Origin of the sequence: Methylobacillus sp. MM3, from assembly GCF_001645185.1 — a bacterium.
Lineage (GTDB): Bacteria > Pseudomonadota > Gammaproteobacteria > Burkholderiales > Methylophilaceae > MM2.
In genome coordinates this window covers 99,397-115,414 of record NZ_LXTQ01000050.1, presented here as the reverse complement: position 1 = coordinate 115,414, position 16,018 = coordinate 99,397, and the positions used below count along the sequence as shown (strand labels likewise).

The following is a 16,018-nucleotide window of genomic DNA, read 5'->3' as shown; positions in this document are numbered from 1 at the left end:
GGGGCATCATGGATCAGGAGCTACGGCGCGAGCCGTTTGTTTTCACCGGACGTGGCGGCGAGTATTTTCGTATCTGGATCGTCAATCTCTGCCTGAGTCTGCTGACGTTGGGCATCTATTCCGCCTGGGCCAAGGTGCGGCGCATGCAGTATTTTTATCGCCACACATCGGTTGTCGGCGCGAATTTCGACTACCACGGCGACCCGGTCGCCATCCTCAAAGGCCGCATCATCGCGGTCGGGCTGTTCGCGATTTACTCCGTGGCGGGGCAGTTCAGCATTATCGCGGGGCTGGTCGCTTTTGCGCTGATCCTGGCTGTGATGCCCTGGCTGCTGGTGCGCTCCTTCCGCTTCCGTTTGCATAACACCAGCTATCGCGGTTTGCGTTTTTCCTTTCACGGAAAAACGGGCGAAGGCTATGTCAATTTCCTGCTGCTGCCGCTGGTGTCCTACATGAGTATCGGTTTGCTGTGGCCGCTGGCGCACCAGCAGATTCGCCGCTACCTGGGCAACAGCAGCCAGTACGGCAACGAGCGCTTCGGTTTTCATGCCGGGCCGGGGGCGTTTTACAAGCCTTACCTGATCGTATTCGGCAGCCTGATTGGCGTGATGGCGGCGGCGGGCGTCATCGCCGCCTTGCTGATTCGGGGAATGAGTCTTCCCGGCGAATCGGCCGTGGCTGTAGCGATGGGACTGGTGCTGCTGGCGTATCTCGCTGCGCTGTTGCTGATTTCCCCCTATCTCGCCGCGCGTCTGCAAAACATTATCTGGAACAACACCACGCTCGGCCCGCTGGGTTTTGAAAGCCATGTCCGTGCGCGCGGCATGTTTGGCATCATGGCCAGCAACTTCGTGTTGATCATACTTACGCTAGGGCTGTTCAAGCCATTCGCCGATATCCGCCTGGCGCGCTATCGCCTGGAGAACATGGCCTTGCAGGTCAACGCCGATCTGGACGAGTTCGTCACCGGCGTGCAGGTCAACGCGACCGCTACCGGCGAGGAAATGGCTGAAATGTTCGATATCGATATCGCGATCTGATGAGCGTTTCCGGATTCTATTTCGATGGGCGCAGCGCGCGCCGGCACACGGTTACGCTGGAATTGCAGGGCGATGCGCTGCATGTCGCCGGCGATGCGGTCGAGCGCAGTGAAGCGCTGGCGGATATCAAGATTCCCGCGCCGCTCGGCGATACGCCGCGCCTGATCCTGTTTGCCGACGGTGCGCGTTGCGAGGTGGCGGATCGTAATGGGTTCGATGCGCTGCTGCAAACCTCCGGTCGCGCGCCCTCGCTGGTCGCACGGATGGAGGCACGCTGGACGTACGCCGTCGCCTCCCTGCTGGTGACGCTGGCCCTGATCGCCGCCGCTTATGTCTGGGGATTGCCGTATGCCGCCAGCAAGGCAGCGGAGCGGATACCGGAGAGCGTGCTGGTGGTGATGGACGGGCAGTTCCTGAAAACCTTCGATGGCCGTCTGTTGCAGCCCACCCAGTTAAGCTCCGCGCGTCAGCAGGCGCTGGTTAGCCGCTTGCGTACCATGCGCTGGCCGGACGGGGCGGCGAAGCCGGAGCGCATTCTGTTCCGCAGCGCGCCGCACATCGGCCCGAACGCGTTTGCATTGCCGGGCGGGACGGTGGTGGTGCTGGATGAACTGGTGGCGCTGTCGCAAAACGACGAGGAAATTCTCGCCGTGCTGGCGCACGAGATGGGGCACGTCACCGAGCGCCACGCACTGCGCCAGATGCTGCAAGCCTCAGTGGTCGGCCTGGCGATGGCTTGGTACGTCGGCGATATCAGCACGGTACTCGCGGCGGCCCCCAGCGCGCTGCTGGAAACCCGCTATTCGCGCGATTTCGAGCGGCGCGCCGATGATTTTGCAGCACGCACGCTGGCGCTGAACGGTATCCCGGCTTCACGCCTCGGCGAGATGCTGGCTAAATTGGAAGAAGCTTACGCTGTTAAAACGCACACTGAAAAAGAGGATGGGCAAGCCGGCTGGATGGATTACCTCTCCACGCACCCGGCCACGGAAGAACGCATCCGGACATTGAAAAAACAACCGTGATGGAGCAAGGCATTATGCAGCGACAGGGCGTGCCGGCATTGCTCGCGCAATTGCTCGGCGTGGTCTCGGCGGGGTTGCTCGCATGGGTCGTGCCGCAACTTTCCCGCGATGTCTGGTTGCTGGCTATCGCGCAGGGCATCGCCGCCGCGCTGGCGTCTCGTGCATTAAGCCAGCCTGCATGGTGGTGGCCCATGCATCTGCTGTTTCTTCCTGCCGTGCTGGTGGCATCGACGCTGCACTTGCCGAGCGAGCTTTATCTCGCGGTATTCATCCTGTTGATGCTGGTGTTCTGGGGCACGGTCAAAGGCGACGTGCCGTTGTTTCTTTCTTCCCCGGCGGTGGTCGAGGCGGTGGCGGAGATTGTCGACGATGAACGCGCGAGGCGTTTTGCCGATCTTGGCGCTGGGGTGGGCTCGGTTGCCGTTCCGCTGGCAAAACACTTTCCGTTGCTGGCTGTCGAAGCCTGGGAGAGTGCGCCATTGCCGTGGGCGGTAACGGCGTTCCGCAGCCGCAGCCTGCCCAACCTTGCCGTGCATAGACGGAGTTTCTGGGAGTGCAACCTGGCGGGACACGATGTGGTTTTTGCGTTTCTCTCGCCGGCCCCCATGCCTGAGTTGGCTGAGAAAGTCCGCCGTGAAATGCGTGTGGGCACGCTCTTCGTTTCTTCATCCTTTGCGGTACCCGGCTGGGCGCCGGAAACGGAGCTGGAAATCGAGGACAGACGCGAAACCGTGCTCTACTGTTATCGAATAAAGGAGAACATGACGTGATCGGAAACATGCTGCGACGATGCTGGCGGGCCGTGCGGCGCCTGTCGGGCGACGACGCCTATGAGCGTTACCTGGCACACCATGCCGAGCATCACCCGGATGCGCCGCCTTTGTCGCGCGAAGACTTTTTCAAGCAGTGGCAGGACACCAAATGGAAAGGCGTGAAGCGCTGCTGCTGATTCAGTCCTGAAGCGGAGTCTTCGTCACTCCGGGATTCCGGGGCGAATCCCGGAAACCACCGTTACGCGATTTCCGGGATGCCCCGCCCTAGCATGCAGCCCGGATCATCTTGATGTCGGTCAGCCCTTGCAGCACCTTTTCGATGCCGTCCTGTTTCAGTGTGCGCATGCCGTTCTCGAACGCGGCTGCCTGGATTTCGGTCACGGAGGCGCGTGTCTGGATCAGGTGCTTGACCTTCGGGCTATTCACCAGCAGTTCATGTACGCCGATGCGGCCGCGATAGCCGCTCTTATCACAGTCTTTGCAGCCGGCCGCCGAATACAGCGTGAATGTTCCCTTGCCGCCGGTGAAGCGGCGTTTCCAGTCATCGAGCAGTACCTGTCTGGCTGGCGCCGGATAGCCGACGTTCTCGAAGCTCTCGCAATACTCCTGCATCAGCGATTCGATTTCCTCTTCCGTGGCGGCATGCGGTTTCTTGCAGGCCGGGCACAGGGAGCGAGCGAGGCGCTGGCCTAGCACTCCCAGCAGCGCATCGGAGAAATTGAACGGATCCAGTCCGAGATCAAGCAGGCGGACGACGGACTCCGCAGCACTGTTGGTGTGCAGCGTGGAAAGCACCAGGTGGCCGGTCAGCGAGGCCTCAACCCCGATTTGCGAGGTTTCCTGATCGCGCATTTCGCCGACCATGATCACGTCCGGGTCGGCGCGCAGGAAGGCGCGCAGCGCAGCGGCGAAGGTCCAGCCGATCTTGGCGTGGGTCTGCACCTGGCGCAAGCCGTCCTGGGTGATTTCCACCGGGTCTTCCGCCGTCCAGATCTTGCGTTCCGGCGTGTTGATGTGGCTCATCACCGAGTGCAGCGTGGTGGTTTTGCCCGAGCCTGTCGGGCCGCAGACCAGCAGCATGCCGTGCGGGCGCTGCGCGATGGCTTTGATCTGCGCCAGGTTGTATTCGCTGAGCAGGATTTTATCGAGCGGAATCGGTTTGCCGGCGTTCAATATCCGCAGCACCACGTCTTCCAGCCCATTGGTGGTGGGGATGGTCGCCACCCGCAACTCGATGCGTGCCGGGCCGAATTGCGAGAAGTCGATCTTGCCGTCCTGCGCGCGGCGCTTCTCGGAAATATCCAGATTGGCCATGATCTTGATGCGCGAGACGATGGCGTTACGAAAATTTGCCGGCAAATCGAAGTAATGCACCATGTTGCCGTCCTTGCGGAAGCGGATCACGCTGTGCTTCTTGCCGGGATAGGTTTCGATGTGGATGTCGGACGCCCCTTGCTGATGCGCATCGAGGATGGTTTTGTTCAGCATCCGTGTCAGGATGGTGTCGTTTTCGGAAAGCTCGCTGCTTTCCATCTGATCTTCCCCACTGTCCAGCGCCACTGCCAGTTCGGAGGCCAGATCGTCGAAGTGCGCAGTGCCATAAAAGCTGCGGATCGCGGTCTGGATTTCCTCGGCCGAAGCCATCACCGGCTCGGCAGTCTTCTTTGAATGGAAGCGCACTTCATTCAGCGCTTCGTTCAGCAGCGGGTTTTCCATCGCGATGAAAATACGTTGATCCACCACGCACAAGGGCATGAGCGTGTATTTGGAAGCCACCTTTTCCGGCACCATCTTGACGACGTTGGGGTCAATATTGAATTGCGCTAGCTTGATGTACGGAATGCCCATCTTGCGCGCGAGCAGTTGATTGACCGTGGAGCGGTCGACGATGCCCATGTCGATGAGGATTTCGCCCAGCGCGCGCTTGCGGTTGTGCTTCTGCTGTTCCAGCGCCTGCTGGATTTGCGACTCATCGACGATGCCGGCCTTCAGCAAAGCCTCGCCCAGCTTGAGCGACGGCTGATGGCGCAACTGCTGGAGCACGTTGTCCAGCTGTTCGCCGGAGATAACTTCTTCGCTCTTCAGGTATTCGCCCAGCGGCCGGTCGCGGAGTTGTTTCTGTTGATTCAGTCCCTCGACCACGTCTTCCTCGGAGACGGCGTTGGCTCCCACCAGCATTTTGCCCAATGGTTCGCCGGTCGAGTAATGCCGGATGACTTCGCTTGGAATAAAACGGCGCAGGTAGCGGCCTTCGTCCTGCTTCAGGTAAAGATAAATGCCTCGCCCCGTTTCCAGCATGCCGAAGGTTTTGCCGTTCATCGTTTCGCCGTCGGTAAACTCGATATCGATGTCGCGCAATTCCGGCGCGGAGAATATGCCGTTGGCTTCGTTGACCACGGTGGCGCCGCTTTTCAATGCGACCGGCTGCGTCAGTTCCAGCCATTTGATATTACCGAGGCTGATACCGACCGAACTCATGCCCTTGTTGGCATTGTGTATCTCCAGCATACCGATATCGATATTCATGCTGCCTAGCAGGCCCTGCACAGACTTGCCGTCGCGTAGCTGGGTGAAACAAAGCGGTTCGGGGAGTTCGGATTCCAGGACGGCATAGGGCGGCAAAGGCCAGTCGAGTGAAGACGAAGACGTATTCATGGGCGAGGTTCCCTGGGACATAACAGTTTTAATTCTTCATGCGAGTTGTGCTTGGGGGTTCTTAAGGCATTGCCAGTATATTGAATTTATAAGACTATTCATACCTGAACGTCCGTCGTTGGACGTGGCGCATATTGATATAACACGGAATATTTTGAGGTGAAGTGAAGTAATAGCAATAAACAATCATGAGGAGGGGATATGCCGGGCTTTTTTTCCAAGGAAAGAATCACCGCTGGTCATCGTTACAATCGCTGGTTGATACCGCCGGCGGCATTGGCCGTTCACTTGTGCATCGGCCAGGCTTATGCCTTCAGCGTATTCAATGAACCGATGACCCGTGTGCTCGGTATCTCGCAATCTGCTCCCGATGACTGGAAACTCACGACTCTTGGCTGGATATACAGTCTTGCCATTGTTTTTCTCGGCCTTTCTGCCGCCTTCGGCGGAAAATGGCTGGAAAAAGTCGGTCCGCGCCGCACCATGTTCACCGCCGCCTGCTGTTTTGGCGGCGGTTTCATTTTATCCGCCATCGGCGTGTACTTGCATCAGGTCTGGCTGCTTTATCTCGGCTACGGCGTCATCGGCGGCTGCGGGCTGGGGCTGGGCTATGTCTCGCCGGTATCGACGCTGATCAAATGGTTTCCTGACAGGCGCGGCATGGCGACCGGGTTGGCGATCATGGGCTTCGGCGGCGGCGCGATGATAGGCGCGCCGCTGGGCGTGATGCTGATGAAGCACTTCGAATCCGAAACCAGCGTCGGCGTCATGGAAGCTTTTGTAGTGATGGGCGTGCTGTATTTCATCTCCATGGTGATCGGTTCTCTCGCGATCCGTATTCCGCCACCCGATTGGAAACCGGAAGGCTGGACGCCGCCGGTCGAATCGAAAAAAATGGTCACCAAGCGTCACGTGCATATCGACCAGGCGCTCAAGACACCGCAGTTCTACCTGCTATGGGCGATTTTGTGCCTCAACGTGACGGCCGGTATCGGCATCCTCGGCCAGGCGTCGGTGATGATCCAGGAAATGTTCAAGGGCGCGATCACGCCGGAGGCGGCGGCAGGTTTTGTCGGGTTGCTGTCGCTGTTCAACATGGGCGGCCGATTCGTCTGGTCGTCCGCCTCGGATTACCTCGGGCGGCAGAACACCTATTTCCTGTTTTTCGCGCTCGGCACTTTCTTGTATTCGATGCTGCCCACTTTCAGTGGCGAAGGCAACATCGTGCTATTCATCGCTGCATCCGCGGTGATCCTGAGCATGTACGGGGGTGGTTTTGCGACAATTCCCGCCTACCTTGCCGACATCTTCGGTACCAAATACGTCGGCGGAATCCATGGGCGGCTGCTTACGGCATGGGCGACAGCCGGCGTGCTGGGGCCGGTGCTGGTCAATTACATCCGCGAATACCAGATCGATCACGGCGTCGCCAAAGCCGATGCCTACACCACGACGCTCTACATCATGGCCGGGTTGCTGATGGTGGGATTCATTTGCAATCTAATGATGAAAGAAGTGCATGAGCAGCATTACATGAAACACGATGAAGTCGAAAACGGAGAAACAGCATGACCGCCAGCGAAAATCAAGGAAAGGAAAATCACGCAGTGCTGCTGGTGCTGTTCTGGGCCTATGTGCTTATCCCGCTGGGATGGGGGGTGTACCAGACCTTCAAGAAGGCGTTGGCATTATTTGCGTGAGCCGGTGACAAACTCTGCAATTTTTTTCAGGAGGGGTGCCAGGTCTGTCGGGTCCAGGCCGTGACAGAACTCCCCGCCGGGGGAGAGCTTGGCGTTCGGGCCGAGTTCGCATTTGCCCAGGCAGTGAAATGTCCTGACATCCATTTCCAGGCGGTTTTCGGCGAGAGCCGTTTTCAGCGCATCCGCGATCTCCAATCCGCCCCGCATGCCGCATGAGAGCGTGTCGGGGTTGGCGCGCTGATTGATACAAACAGTGATGTGTTTGGCGGGTTTCATTGCGATGAGCGGCTTGGCACGTATTGGACGCTATGGTCAGGCGCCGATGGCTCGATCGGCGGATTCGTGTTCTACAGCCTGAATCAATGTTTTTTTGATCTGTTCCAGGCAATTGGCAAAAGAGTCTAGCGCGGTATTGCTTAGAGTGAAATAGACAATGCGCAAGTCATTCTGCGAGGGGTGTTTTTGAACGGTGCCTTCCTTGATCATCCGATTCAGGTGGCGCCGCATGGTGGCCGGCGGAACGATGTTGAGCAGGGCCAACTGCTTCATTGTCAATGGGGTGCCCTTTTGCTGGTAATACCCGATTTCAACCGCAATATCGAATTCCTTGCAAGTTTTGACGCCCGGGATACAAGACACGTAAGAACGAAGTTTTTTTAGTTTCTGGAAAGTCTTCATGGCCCTAAGTTAGCTAAAACTCCCCCTTGCCCACAAGATTTATTCGGCACCAAAGTGATCATGACCAGTCCGCGGCCGGGTTCAGAACAAGCCTTTCTTGCAAACTATGATGTTCCCGATCTCTCCCTTGTACAACCGCTAACAGCGGCTTTTTGGCTCAATCTCACAAATTTTCTATGGGCATTGATTTTGCTGGGTTTTTATGGGTCTGACGCATATGAGTTGTGCTAAAATATTGGGCCTATGAACTCAACATCTTTTCTGCGCCGCTGGTCTCAGCGCAAGCTCGAAGGCGCTGTCCCGTCAGCCCCGGCGACGGGCGTCAAGCAGGCCGCCGTGCCTTTGCCTGCGCCGGAAACGCTGGATTTCGATGCGGATTTCAGCATGTTCATGCAGGAAGGCGTCGATGGCGAGGTCCGGCGCAATGCCCTGCGCAAGCTGTTCATGACCGATCATTACCGCGTGATGGACGGGCTCGATGTTTATGTTGACGATTACTCCCGGCCGACCTTGCTGCCGTCCGATCTGTTGCAAACGCTGGATCACGCGCAAACCCTGCTGAAAAAAACGGAAGAATCCATACCCGGCGCAGCGGTTGATGCCGCCCCCGATCACCCGGAATCCGTATGACGCACCCACTCCAATCAGCGCTGGCGGTTTCCGCCGGTTACCCGGCGCCTGCGCCTGTCCCCGCGGTGGAATACCATTCGCAGGGAAGGTTGCTGATCATTGGCGAGGCGGCGCGCGCCGCCGGGGTCGCCACTTCGCTGGCGGCCGATTTGCCGGTGACCGTGCTGAGCAATGACGGCCATTCGCAAGCCCTGGGATTCGCGCTGATCCAGGGCGAGGTGGTCGGCATGGCCGGTTGGCTCGGCGAATTCGCGGTAACCTGGAAAGCCGCGCAAACCGAAATTATCCAGTCCGGCGAGTTCGATATGGTGCTGAACCTGACGGAGCATGCCTACTTCGCGATGCACCAGCCGCCGCAAGGCTATTTCGCCCCTCCGGATGCTGCTGCCCTTGAACAGGCGCTTGCGGAAATCCGCGACGGCATCGGCGAATTCGAAAAACCCAAGTTCTTCCTCTACAACGAAAAAATCTGCGCGCATAGCCGCTCGCGCCTGCAAGGCTGCGACCGCTGCATCGAGGTGTGCTCCACCGAAGCGATCCGCGCCGACGGCGACCGAATTCGCGTCGAGCCGCACCTGTGCATGGGCTGCGGCGCTTGTGCCATGGTGTGCCCGTCGGGCGCGATGCAATATAACTTCCCGTCGGTTTCGTATTGGGGTGGCAAGCTCAAGGCGATGCTGGAGGCCTACCGCGCTGCGGGCGGCGAAGATGCCTGCCTGCTGCTGCACGATCCTGATGAGGGCGCGGCACGGGTGCAGTCTTCTGCGTTGCCGGCCAATGTGATTCCTTGCGAAGTGTTCCATATCGCCTCGCTCGGCCTTGACCGCTTGCTCGGCGCGATTGCGCTAGGCGCCAACCGTATTTTCATATTGGCGACCGGCAGGGAAGCGCCGCAATACGCAATCGTCCTGCGCGAGCAGATGGCGCTGGGCGAAGAAATCCTGGGCGGGCTCGGTTACGGTGGCGGGCACTTTCATCTGCTGGATGCGGATGGACTGGACGCGCTTACGGGAGTTCCGGCGGCTGTCGTGCCCCATGAAGCGGCATCTTTCCGCCTGTTCGATGAAAAGCGCACCACCCTGGACTTCTGCATTGAGCACTTCGTGCGCCATGCGCCCTCGACGGTTCCAGATGTAATCGCACTTTCCGGCGACGCGCCTTACGGCACGATAGAGGTCGACGGAGGCTCCTGCACGCTCTGCCTGTCATGCGTCAGCGCCTGCCCCGCAGCCGCATTGCAGGACGGTGCCGGGGCTCCCATGCTGAAATTCATCGAACGCAATTGCGTCCAGTGCGGCTTGTGCGAAAATGCGTGCCCCGAAAATGCCATCACCCTGCATGCGCGGCTGTTGCTGACGCCTGACGTCAGGCAGGCGCGAACCTTGCATCAGGACACGCCGTTTTACTGCGTGAGTTGCGGCAAGCCGTTCGCGACGACGCACATGATAGGCAGCATGCTGCACAAGCTGTCCGGACATAGCATGTTTGCCACGCCGGAAGCGAAGCGCCGCCTGCAAATGTGCGGCGATTGTCGCGTGGTGGACATGATGGGCAAGCAGTTGTCGGGAGAAGGGCGATGATCGCGGCTACGGAAGAGCGCACGGCAACGGAAGAGGACGCCGCACGGGCCAACCTCTACGGATTGCTGGCTCGCCTGCTTTATGCCGCGCCTGACGCGGAGTTGTTGCAGGCGATTGCCGGCGCGGACGAAATCGCAGCACCCGAATCCGCATTGGCGGCTTCCTGGCATGGGCTGCAGGCGGCATCCGAAGTCATGGATGCCGAGGCGGCTGGAGAGGAATACGAGCGACTGTTCATTGGCCTGGGGCAGGGCGAGGTCATGCCTTATCTGTCCTGGTATCTGACGGGCTTCCTCATGGAAGAGCCGCTGGCGAAACTGCGCGATGATCTTGCGGAATTAGGCCTGGCGCGGGCTGTCGAAGTAAGTGAGCCGGAAGACCATATTGCCGCCTTGTGCGAAGTGATGCGCTGGCTGGCGGCGGGCGACATGGAAACCGCACCGGCCGCCTTGGCACGGCAGCGCGAATTCTTCGCCCGCCACCTGCAGCCGTGGTATGTGCGATTTGCGGATACGCTCGACGCCGCGCCGAGCGCGAATTATTACCGGACGGTGGCCCGGTTGTTGAAGGATTTTCTCGATATCGAAGCGCAAGCCTTCGATATCGGGGGTTGAATTGAAGTTCGGGGTGATAAAGATGGAGCAAACCAGTAACAAACGCAGGAATTTCATGGTGGCCTTCGGGCTGGGTGCGCTGGGTTCGGTATCTGCCGTATTGATGGGCAAGCGTCCGGTCGTTGCGACCAAGACCGAGGCGACTGCCGCGGAGCCGCAGGCCGTCAAGGGCTACCATGCTTCCGAACACGTTAAACGTTATTACCGCACGACCCGCGTCTAGGCGAAAGAACACGTATGCTGCTTAAAAAGAAATCTTCCGTCGCGGCCGGACCCGCGCCCCAGGCCGAAAGCGGAACCTCCGCCTGGCTGGGCAACACCATGGACCGACGCACCTTTCTCAAGCGTTCCGGTTTGACGGCGGGCGCGGGTGTCGCGCTGTCGCAGCTTCCGTTCAACATGATAGGCAAGGCTTCGGCCAATCCGGCCAGCCCCGGCGGCAAAATCGAGATCAAGCGCACGGTGTGTACGCATTGCTCGGTCGGCTGCTCGGTGAACGCGGTGGTGCAAAACGGCATATGGATACGCCAGGAGCCGGCCTTCGATTCGCCGATCAACCTCGGCGCGCACTGCGCCAAGGGCGCCTCGGTACGTGAGCACGGCCACGGCGACCGCCGCCTGAAATATCCGATGAAGATGGTGGATGGCAAGTACCAGCGCATCAGCTGGGAGCAGGCGCTGGACGAAATTTCAGCCAAATTGCTCAAGCTGCGCGAAGAGTCCGGGCCGGATTCGGTGTACTGGATAGGTTCCTCCAAGCACAGCAACGAGCAGTCCTACCTGATGCGCAAATTCGTCTCGTTCTGGGGCAGCAACAACGTCGACCACCAGGCGCGCATCTGCCACTCGACCACGGTCTCGGGCGTTGCCAATACCTGGGGTTACGGCGCGATGACCAACTCCTACAACGACATCCACAACAGCAAGGTGATGCTGTTCGTCGGCTCCAATGCCGCCGAAGCGCACCCGGTGGCGATGATGCACGTGCTGCACGCGAAGGAGAAGGGCGCGAAGATGATCGTCGTCGATCCGCGCTTCACTCGCACCGCCGCACATGCGCACCAGTTTGTGCGCCTGCGCCCCGGTACCGATATTCCCTTCGTTTGGGGCGTGCTGTGGCACATCTTCCAGAACGGCTGGGAAGACAAGCAATTCATCAACGACCGCGTCTACGGCATGGACGAAATCCGCAAGGAAGTCGCCAACTGGACGCCGGACAAGGTGGAAGATGTTACCGGCATCCCCGAAGCCGAGATCTACCAGGTCGCGCGTACGCTGCATGAAAACCGCCCCGGCACGGTGATCTGGTGCATGGGCATCACCCAGCACACGGTCGGCAATGCCAACACCCGCGCGCTGTGCATCCTGGAGCTTGCTTTGGGTAACGTCGGCGTGTCCGGCGGCGGCACCAACATTTTCCGCGGCCACGACAACGTGCAGGGCGCGACCGACGTCGGCCCCAACCCGGAATCGCTGCCCGGCTATTACGGCCTCAACGAGGGGGCGTGGAAGCACTGGTGCACGGTGTGGGGCGTGGATTATGAGTGGGTGAAGAGCCGCTACGTTTCCAAGGATCTGATGGAAAAGCCTGGCATCACTGTCTCTCGCTGGATCGACGGCGTGCTCGAAAAGAACGAGCACATCGATCAGGGCCCGAACCTGCGCGCGGCGATCTACTGGGGCATGGCCGCCAACAGCCAGACGCGCGGCGCCGAAATGAAAAAGGCGATGGAGAAGCTGGACCTGCTGGTGGTGATCGACCCCTATCCGGCGGCGGCCGCAGTGATGCACGACCGCAAGGACAACACCTACCTGCTGCCGGCGGCGACGCAATTCGAAACCTACGGCTCCTGCACCGCTTCCAACCGTTCACTGCAATGGCGCGAGAAGGTAATCGAGCCCTTGTTCGAATCGCGTCCCGACCATACGCTGATGTACGCCTTCGCCAAGAAATTCGGCTTTGAGAAAGAGCTGACGAAGAACATCAAGGTCAACAAGGACGCGCAGGGCTGGGACGAGCCGGACATCGAGGACATGCTGCGCGAAATCAATCGCGGCACCTGGACCATCGGCTATAGCGGCCAATCACCCGAGCGCCTCAAGCTGCACATGAAGTACGCACATACCTTTGACGTGTCCACCCTCAAGGCGACCGAAGGCCCGTGCGCCGGCGATTACTACGGTTTGCCGTGGCCGTGCTGGGGAACGCCGGAAATGAAGCACCCGGGCTCGCCCAACCTGTACGACGTGACGGTGCCGGTGGCCGAAGGCGGCATGGGTTTCCGCGCCAATTTCGGTGTGGAACGCGATGGCGTCAGCCTGCTGGCGGAAGACAGCGTGACGGTGAAAGGCTCCGAACTCGAGGGCGGCTATCCCGAATTCGACCACGTGCTGCTGAAAAAGCTGGGATGGTGGAGCGATCTCACCGAAGCGGAAAAACTGGCAGCCGAAGGCAAGAACTGGAAGACCGACCTCTCCGGCGGCATCATCCGCGTTGCCATCAAGCATGGCTGCGCGCCGTTCGGCAATGCCAAGGCGCGTGCCGTGGTGTGGAATTTTCCCGACCCGGTGCCGCTGCATCGCGAACCGCTCTACACCAAGCGCCGCGACCTGATCGACAAATACCCGACGCACAAGGACATGAAGAGTTTCTGGCGGCTGCCCACGCTGTACGAATCCGTGCAGCAGGCCAACAAGGACGCGGCCAGCGACTACCCCATCATTCTCACCAGCGGGCGCCTGGTGGAGTACGAAGGCGGCGGCGAGGAAACCCGTTCCAATCCGTGGCTCGCCGAATTGCAGCAGGAAATGTTCTGCGAGGTCAATCCCGCGGATGCCGTCAAGCAAGGCGTCGCCAACAACGATTTCATCTGGGTGGAAACGCCGGCCAAGGTGCGCATCAAGGTGCGCGCGCTGCTGACCGAGCGCGTGTCTCCTGGCTTGGCCTTCATGCCGTATCACTTTGGCGGATGGTGGGAAGGACACGACCTGATCGACAAGTATCCCGAAGGCGCGGCGCCCTATGTGCGCGGCGAAGCGGTCAATACCGCGACCACCTACGGCTACGATTCGGTGACGATGATGCAGGAAACAAAAGTGACGTTGTGTCGTTTTGAGAGGGCTTGAATCTTGAACCACGGAGAGCACAGAAGGTGCGGAGAAAAGCGTTTTTCCTCGGTGTTCTCCGTGGTTAAGGAAGTTAGAGGTTATCAATGGCAAGAATGAAATTTATCTGCGACGTCGAGCGCTGCATCGAATGCAACGCCTGCGTCACCGCCTGCAAGAACGAGCACGAGGTGCCTTGGGGGATCAATCGCCGTCGCGTGATCACGGTCAACGACGGCCAGATGGGCGAAAAATCAGTCTCAGTCGCCTGCATGCACTGCACCGACGCGCCCTGCATGGCAGTCTGTCCGGTCAACTGTTTCTACAAGACCGAAGACGGTGTCGTGCTGCACGACAAGGATATCTGCATCGGCTGCGGCTACTGCTCATACGCTTGCCCGTTCGATGCGCCGCAATTCCCGAATTCTGCGGGCAAGGCCCCGGGCGAAAGCGCGACCGACTTTTTTGTCGCGCGCGGCAAGATGGACAAATGCACCTACTGTGCCGGCGGCCCGGAAGAAAACGGCTCGGAAGCCGAGTTTGAGAAATACGGGCGCAACCGCCTGGCCGAAGGCAAACTGCCGCTGTGCGCCGAGATGTGCTCCACCAAGGCGTTGCTGGCCGGCGACGCGCCTGTCATCGTCGCGATCCATGAGCATCGCATCGAGCAGCGCGGCTACGGCGATACGCGCTGGGGCTGGGATATGGCCTATGGCCGCGCCGAGAACGAAGGGGCGGACAAGACATGAGGGCATTCCATGTAACGTTTCTGCTGGCTGCATTGCTCGCCGGTTGCGGTGAGTACAGGCAATCGGTGACTTATGAGGACGGCGGCTATCAGGGCAAGAAAGATACGCGCATGTGGGACAGCGAGCGCTTCATGCACGATCCGTCGGTCTGGAAGCAAATGGTCAACGAACGTACCCAGCACCAAAACGAATATGTGCGTACGGAACCACAGGAGTAAGCCCGCGATGTCTATGTTGCAGAATTTCTTGAGACTGATGCTGGCGGTGTGCATGATGACCATGGTCACGGTGGGTTATGCCGAAGAAGCCGTTCCGCCCGCGGACGGCATGAGCAGCGCCACGCCATTCGCGCAGGAAGAAGGCCGGACGGCCGGCGTCAAATCCGACACCCAGCGCCAGGCGGAATCCGGTGCTGCCGGCGTCACGCAGTCGCGCATCCGCGACGCGGGCGTGTTCCAGCAGACGCAAGGCCATGACTGGCGCGTGCTGCGCAATGGGCCAGTGACGTTCTATGGCGGCTGGCTGTTGATGGTGACACCGGCGCTCATGCTTGCCTTTTATCTGATATTTGGCCCGCTGAAAGTACACTCTGCGCCTGCCGGCCGGGAAATCCGCCGTTTTTCGCGCAAGGAGCAGGTGGTGCACTGGAGCGCTGCCGGATCCTTCGTGATCCTGGCGCTGACCGGAATCATCATTCTGTTCGGCAAGCACGTGCTGATTCCGGTGATCGGCCATGATGCATTCTCCTGGGTAGCGATCATCGGCAAGAACATCCACAACATTGTCGGGCCGTTCTTTGCCGTGGCGGTGCTCGCGATGTTCATCACCTTCGTGCGCGACAACCTTTTCAAGGCCATCGATCTGCAATGGCTGCTCAATGTGCACCTTGTTGTCACTGGCAAGAAACATGTGCCTTCCTACAAATACAACATCGGTGAAAAGGCCTGGTTCTGGGGTGGCGTGTCGTTTCTGGGCCTGATTGTCAGTGCCTCCGGCCTGGTGCTGGATTTTCCGACTTTCGAACAAACCCGCCAGACCATGCAGATTGCCAACACGGTGCACGGCATCGGCGCGCTGCTATTCATTGCTGCCGGCCTGGGCCATATCTACATGGGTACTCTGGGTGCGGAGGGTGCATTCAAGGCGATGAAGACCGGCATGGTCGACGAAACCTGGGCGAAGGAGCACCACGAACTCTGGTACGAAGAAATGAAAGACAAGGCATGAAGCGACTGAACGTATGGATGCTGTCGGCAGCGCTTCTCAGCCCGACGATGGTGCTGGCCAAATTGCCTGCGCCAACCATCGAAGAGGCGCAGCAAAAAGCTGCTGCCGCCGAGAAAAAAGCATTGGGTGACGAGGCCGCGAAAGCTGCTCTGGCCAAGGCGCAGGATCGTGTCGCCAGCCGTTACCGGGCAAAGAACCCGCATACACCTCACCCCGTTCCTGTCATTACCCAAGCGAAATAA

Annotated in this window: 18 protein-coding genes; 15 read left to right on the top strand and 3 right to left on the bottom strand. The window is 59.5% G+C overall.

Annotated elements, in window-relative coordinates; genetic code table 11:
* The first annotated feature begins 8 nt into the window (after positions 1-8).
* From A7976_RS12480 to A7976_RS12465, 4 genes are read left to right on the top strand one after another with little or no spacing between them, the layout of a single operon-like run.
* The gene (locus A7976_RS12480) at positions 9-1,040 is read left to right on the top strand and encodes a YjgN family protein (protein ID WP_067112410.1); all 1,032 of its coding nucleotides are present in this window, start codon (positions 9-11) and stop codon (positions 1,038-1,040) included.
* Complete coding sequence (locus tag A7976_RS12475) at positions 1,040-2,065, top strand: M48 family metallopeptidase (RefSeq protein WP_082878125.1); 1,026 nt, start codon at positions 1,040-1,042, stop codon at positions 2,063-2,065. The genes A7976_RS12480 and A7976_RS12475 overlap by 1 nt, the downstream gene beginning before the upstream one ends.
* 14 nt (positions 2,066-2,079) lie before the next feature.
* Complete coding sequence (locus A7976_RS12470) at positions 2,080-2,835, top strand: hypothetical protein (RefSeq protein WP_067112826.1); 756 nt, start codon at positions 2,080-2,082, stop codon at positions 2,833-2,835.
* Positions 2,836-2,843: 8 nt separating this feature from the next.
* Positions 2,844-3,014, top strand: coding sequence for a YbdD/YjiX family protein (locus tag A7976_RS12465; RefSeq protein WP_082878144.1), 171 nt, complete (start codon positions 2,844-2,846; stop codon positions 3,012-3,014).
* Positions 3,015-3,102: 88 nt separating this feature from the next.
* On the opposite strand, the gene A7976_RS12460 is transcribed toward A7976_RS12465, so the two are convergent.
* A complete protein-coding gene (locus A7976_RS12460; protein ID WP_205633517.1) occupies positions 3,103-5,493 on the bottom strand; it encodes a GspE/PulE family protein in 2,391 nt (796 codons plus the stop codon).
* A gap of 201 nt (positions 5,494-5,694) precedes the next feature.
* Between A7976_RS12460 and A7976_RS12455 the strand changes: the two genes are divergently transcribed.
* Together A7976_RS12455 and A7976_RS15410 are read left to right on the top strand one after the other, a co-directional pair.
* Complete coding sequence (locus A7976_RS12455; protein ID WP_067112401.1) at positions 5,695-7,065, top strand: OFA family MFS transporter; 1,371 nt, start codon at positions 5,695-5,697, stop codon at positions 7,063-7,065.
* Positions 7,062-7,193, top strand: a complete 132-nt coding sequence (locus A7976_RS15410; protein ID WP_256365518.1) for a hypothetical protein — start codon at positions 7,062-7,064, stop codon at positions 7,191-7,193. The genes A7976_RS12455 and A7976_RS15410 overlap by 4 nt, the downstream gene beginning before the upstream one ends.
* Here A7976_RS15410 and A7976_RS12450 read toward each other — a convergent pair.
* Positions 7,182-7,469, bottom strand: a complete 288-nt coding sequence (locus tag A7976_RS12450) for a (2Fe-2S) ferredoxin domain-containing protein (RefSeq protein ID WP_067112398.1) — start codon at positions 7,467-7,469, stop codon at positions 7,182-7,184. The genes A7976_RS15410 and A7976_RS12450 overlap by 12 nt on opposite strands.
* A gap of 36 nt (positions 7,470-7,505) precedes the next feature.
* Positions 7,506-7,742, bottom strand: coding sequence for a hypothetical protein (locus A7976_RS15090; protein ID WP_131801027.1), 237 nt, complete (start codon positions 7,740-7,742; stop codon positions 7,506-7,508).
* Positions 7,743-8,114: 372 nt separating this feature from the next.
* Between A7976_RS15090 and A7976_RS12440 the strand changes: the two genes are divergently transcribed.
* From A7976_RS12440 to A7976_RS12405, 9 genes are all read left to right on the top strand, one after another.
* A complete protein-coding gene (locus A7976_RS12440; protein ID WP_067112392.1) occupies positions 8,115-8,501 on the top strand; it encodes a DUF3306 domain-containing protein in 387 nt (128 codons plus the stop codon).
* On the top strand, positions 8,498-10,081 hold the full coding sequence (locus A7976_RS12435) for a 4Fe-4S binding protein (RefSeq protein WP_067112388.1): 1,584 nt from the start codon (positions 8,498-8,500) through the stop codon (positions 10,079-10,081). The genes A7976_RS12440 and A7976_RS12435 overlap by 4 nt, the downstream gene beginning before the upstream one ends.
* Entirely contained in the window at positions 10,078-10,695 is a 618-nt protein-coding gene (locus A7976_RS12430) for a molecular chaperone (RefSeq protein WP_067112386.1), read from the top strand. The genes A7976_RS12435 and A7976_RS12430 overlap by 4 nt, the downstream gene beginning before the upstream one ends.
* Positions 10,696-10,717: 22 nt before the next feature.
* Positions 10,718-10,918 carry a formate dehydrogenase gene (locus A7976_RS14980; RefSeq protein WP_131801026.1) on the top strand — a complete coding sequence of 67 codons (201 nt, stop codon included), beginning with the start codon at positions 10,718-10,720 and terminating at the stop codon, positions 10,916-10,918.
* 14 nt (positions 10,919-10,932) lie between these two features.
* Positions 10,933-13,821 (top strand): formate dehydrogenase subunit alpha, encoded by a 2,889-nt coding sequence (locus A7976_RS12425; protein ID WP_240483874.1) that lies wholly within the window; start codon positions 10,933-10,935, stop codon positions 13,819-13,821.
* A gap of 86 nt (positions 13,822-13,907) precedes the next feature.
* Positions 13,908-14,549, top strand: a complete 642-nt coding sequence (fdh3B, locus tag A7976_RS12420; RefSeq protein ID WP_067112383.1) for a formate dehydrogenase FDH3 subunit beta — start codon at positions 13,908-13,910, stop codon at positions 14,547-14,549.
* Positions 14,546-14,767: a hypothetical protein gene (locus A7976_RS15220; RefSeq protein ID WP_067112381.1), complete on the top strand. Its 222-nt coding sequence runs from the start codon at positions 14,546-14,548 to the stop codon at positions 14,765-14,767. Before fdh3B ends, A7976_RS15220 begins: the two co-directional genes overlap by 4 nt.
* A gap of 7 nt (positions 14,768-14,774) precedes the next feature.
* A complete protein-coding gene (locus A7976_RS12410; protein ID WP_067112378.1) occupies positions 14,775-15,776 on the top strand; it encodes a formate dehydrogenase subunit gamma in 1,002 nt (333 codons plus the stop codon).
* Positions 15,773-16,018 (top strand): hypothetical protein, encoded by a 246-nt coding sequence (locus A7976_RS12405; RefSeq protein WP_067112375.1) that lies wholly within the window; start codon positions 15,773-15,775, stop codon positions 16,016-16,018. Before A7976_RS12410 ends, A7976_RS12405 begins: the two co-directional genes overlap by 4 nt.

Bases quoted from the DNA above. Each gene is read 5' to 3' on its own strand.
- A7976_RS15090 (WP_131801027.1), bottom strand. From the start codon at position 7,742: ATGAAGCAGTTGGCCCTGCTCAACATCGTTCCGCCGGCCACCATGCGG.
- A7976_RS12475 (WP_082878125.1), top strand. From the start codon at position 1,040: ATGAGCGTTTCCGGATTCTATTTCGATGGGCGCAGCGCGCGCCGGCAC.
- A7976_RS12455 (WP_067112401.1), top strand. From the start codon at position 5,695: ATGCCGGGCTTTTTTTCCAAGGAAAGAATCACCGCTGGTCATCGTTAC.
- A7976_RS12410 (WP_067112378.1), top strand. From the start codon at position 14,775: ATGTCTATGTTGCAGAATTTCTTGAGACTGATGCTGGCGGTGTGCATG.
- A7976_RS14980 (WP_131801026.1), top strand. From the start codon at position 10,718: ATGGAGCAAACCAGTAACAAACGCAGGAATTTCATGGTGGCCTTCGGG.
- A7976_RS12460 (WP_205633517.1), bottom strand. From the start codon at position 5,493: ATGAATACGTCTTCGTCTTCACTCGACTGGCCTTTGCCGCCCTATGCC.
- A7976_RS12425 (WP_240483874.1), top strand. From the start codon at position 10,933: ATGCTGCTTAAAAAGAAATCTTCCGTCGCGGCCGGACCCGCGCCCCAG.
- A7976_RS12405 (WP_067112375.1), top strand. From the start codon at position 15,773: ATGAAGCGACTGAACGTATGGATGCTGTCGGCAGCGCTTCTCAGCCCG.
- A7976_RS12465 (WP_082878144.1), top strand. From the start codon at position 2,844: ATGCTGCGACGATGCTGGCGGGCCGTGCGGCGCCTGTCGGGCGACGAC.
- A7976_RS12440 (WP_067112392.1), top strand. From the start codon at position 8,115: ATGAACTCAACATCTTTTCTGCGCCGCTGGTCTCAGCGCAAGCTCGAA.
- A7976_RS12450 (WP_067112398.1), bottom strand. From the start codon at position 7,469: ATGAAACCCGCCAAACACATCACTGTTTGTATCAATCAGCGCGCCAAC.
- A7976_RS12430 (WP_067112386.1), top strand. From the start codon at position 10,078: ATGATCGCGGCTACGGAAGAGCGCACGGCAACGGAAGAGGACGCCGCA.
- A7976_RS15220 (WP_067112381.1), top strand. From the start codon at position 14,546: ATGAGGGCATTCCATGTAACGTTTCTGCTGGCTGCATTGCTCGCCGGT.
- A7976_RS12470 (WP_067112826.1), top strand. From the start codon at position 2,080: ATGCAGCGACAGGGCGTGCCGGCATTGCTCGCGCAATTGCTCGGCGTG.
- A7976_RS12480 (WP_067112410.1), top strand. From the start codon at position 9: ATGGATCAGGAGCTACGGCGCGAGCCGTTTGTTTTCACCGGACGTGGC.
- A7976_RS15410 (WP_256365518.1), top strand. From the start codon at position 7,062: ATGACCGCCAGCGAAAATCAAGGAAAGGAAAATCACGCAGTGCTGCTG.
- fdh3B (WP_067112383.1), top strand. From the start codon at position 13,908: ATGGCAAGAATGAAATTTATCTGCGACGTCGAGCGCTGCATCGAATGC.
- A7976_RS12435 (WP_067112388.1), top strand. From the start codon at position 8,498: ATGACGCACCCACTCCAATCAGCGCTGGCGGTTTCCGCCGGTTACCCG.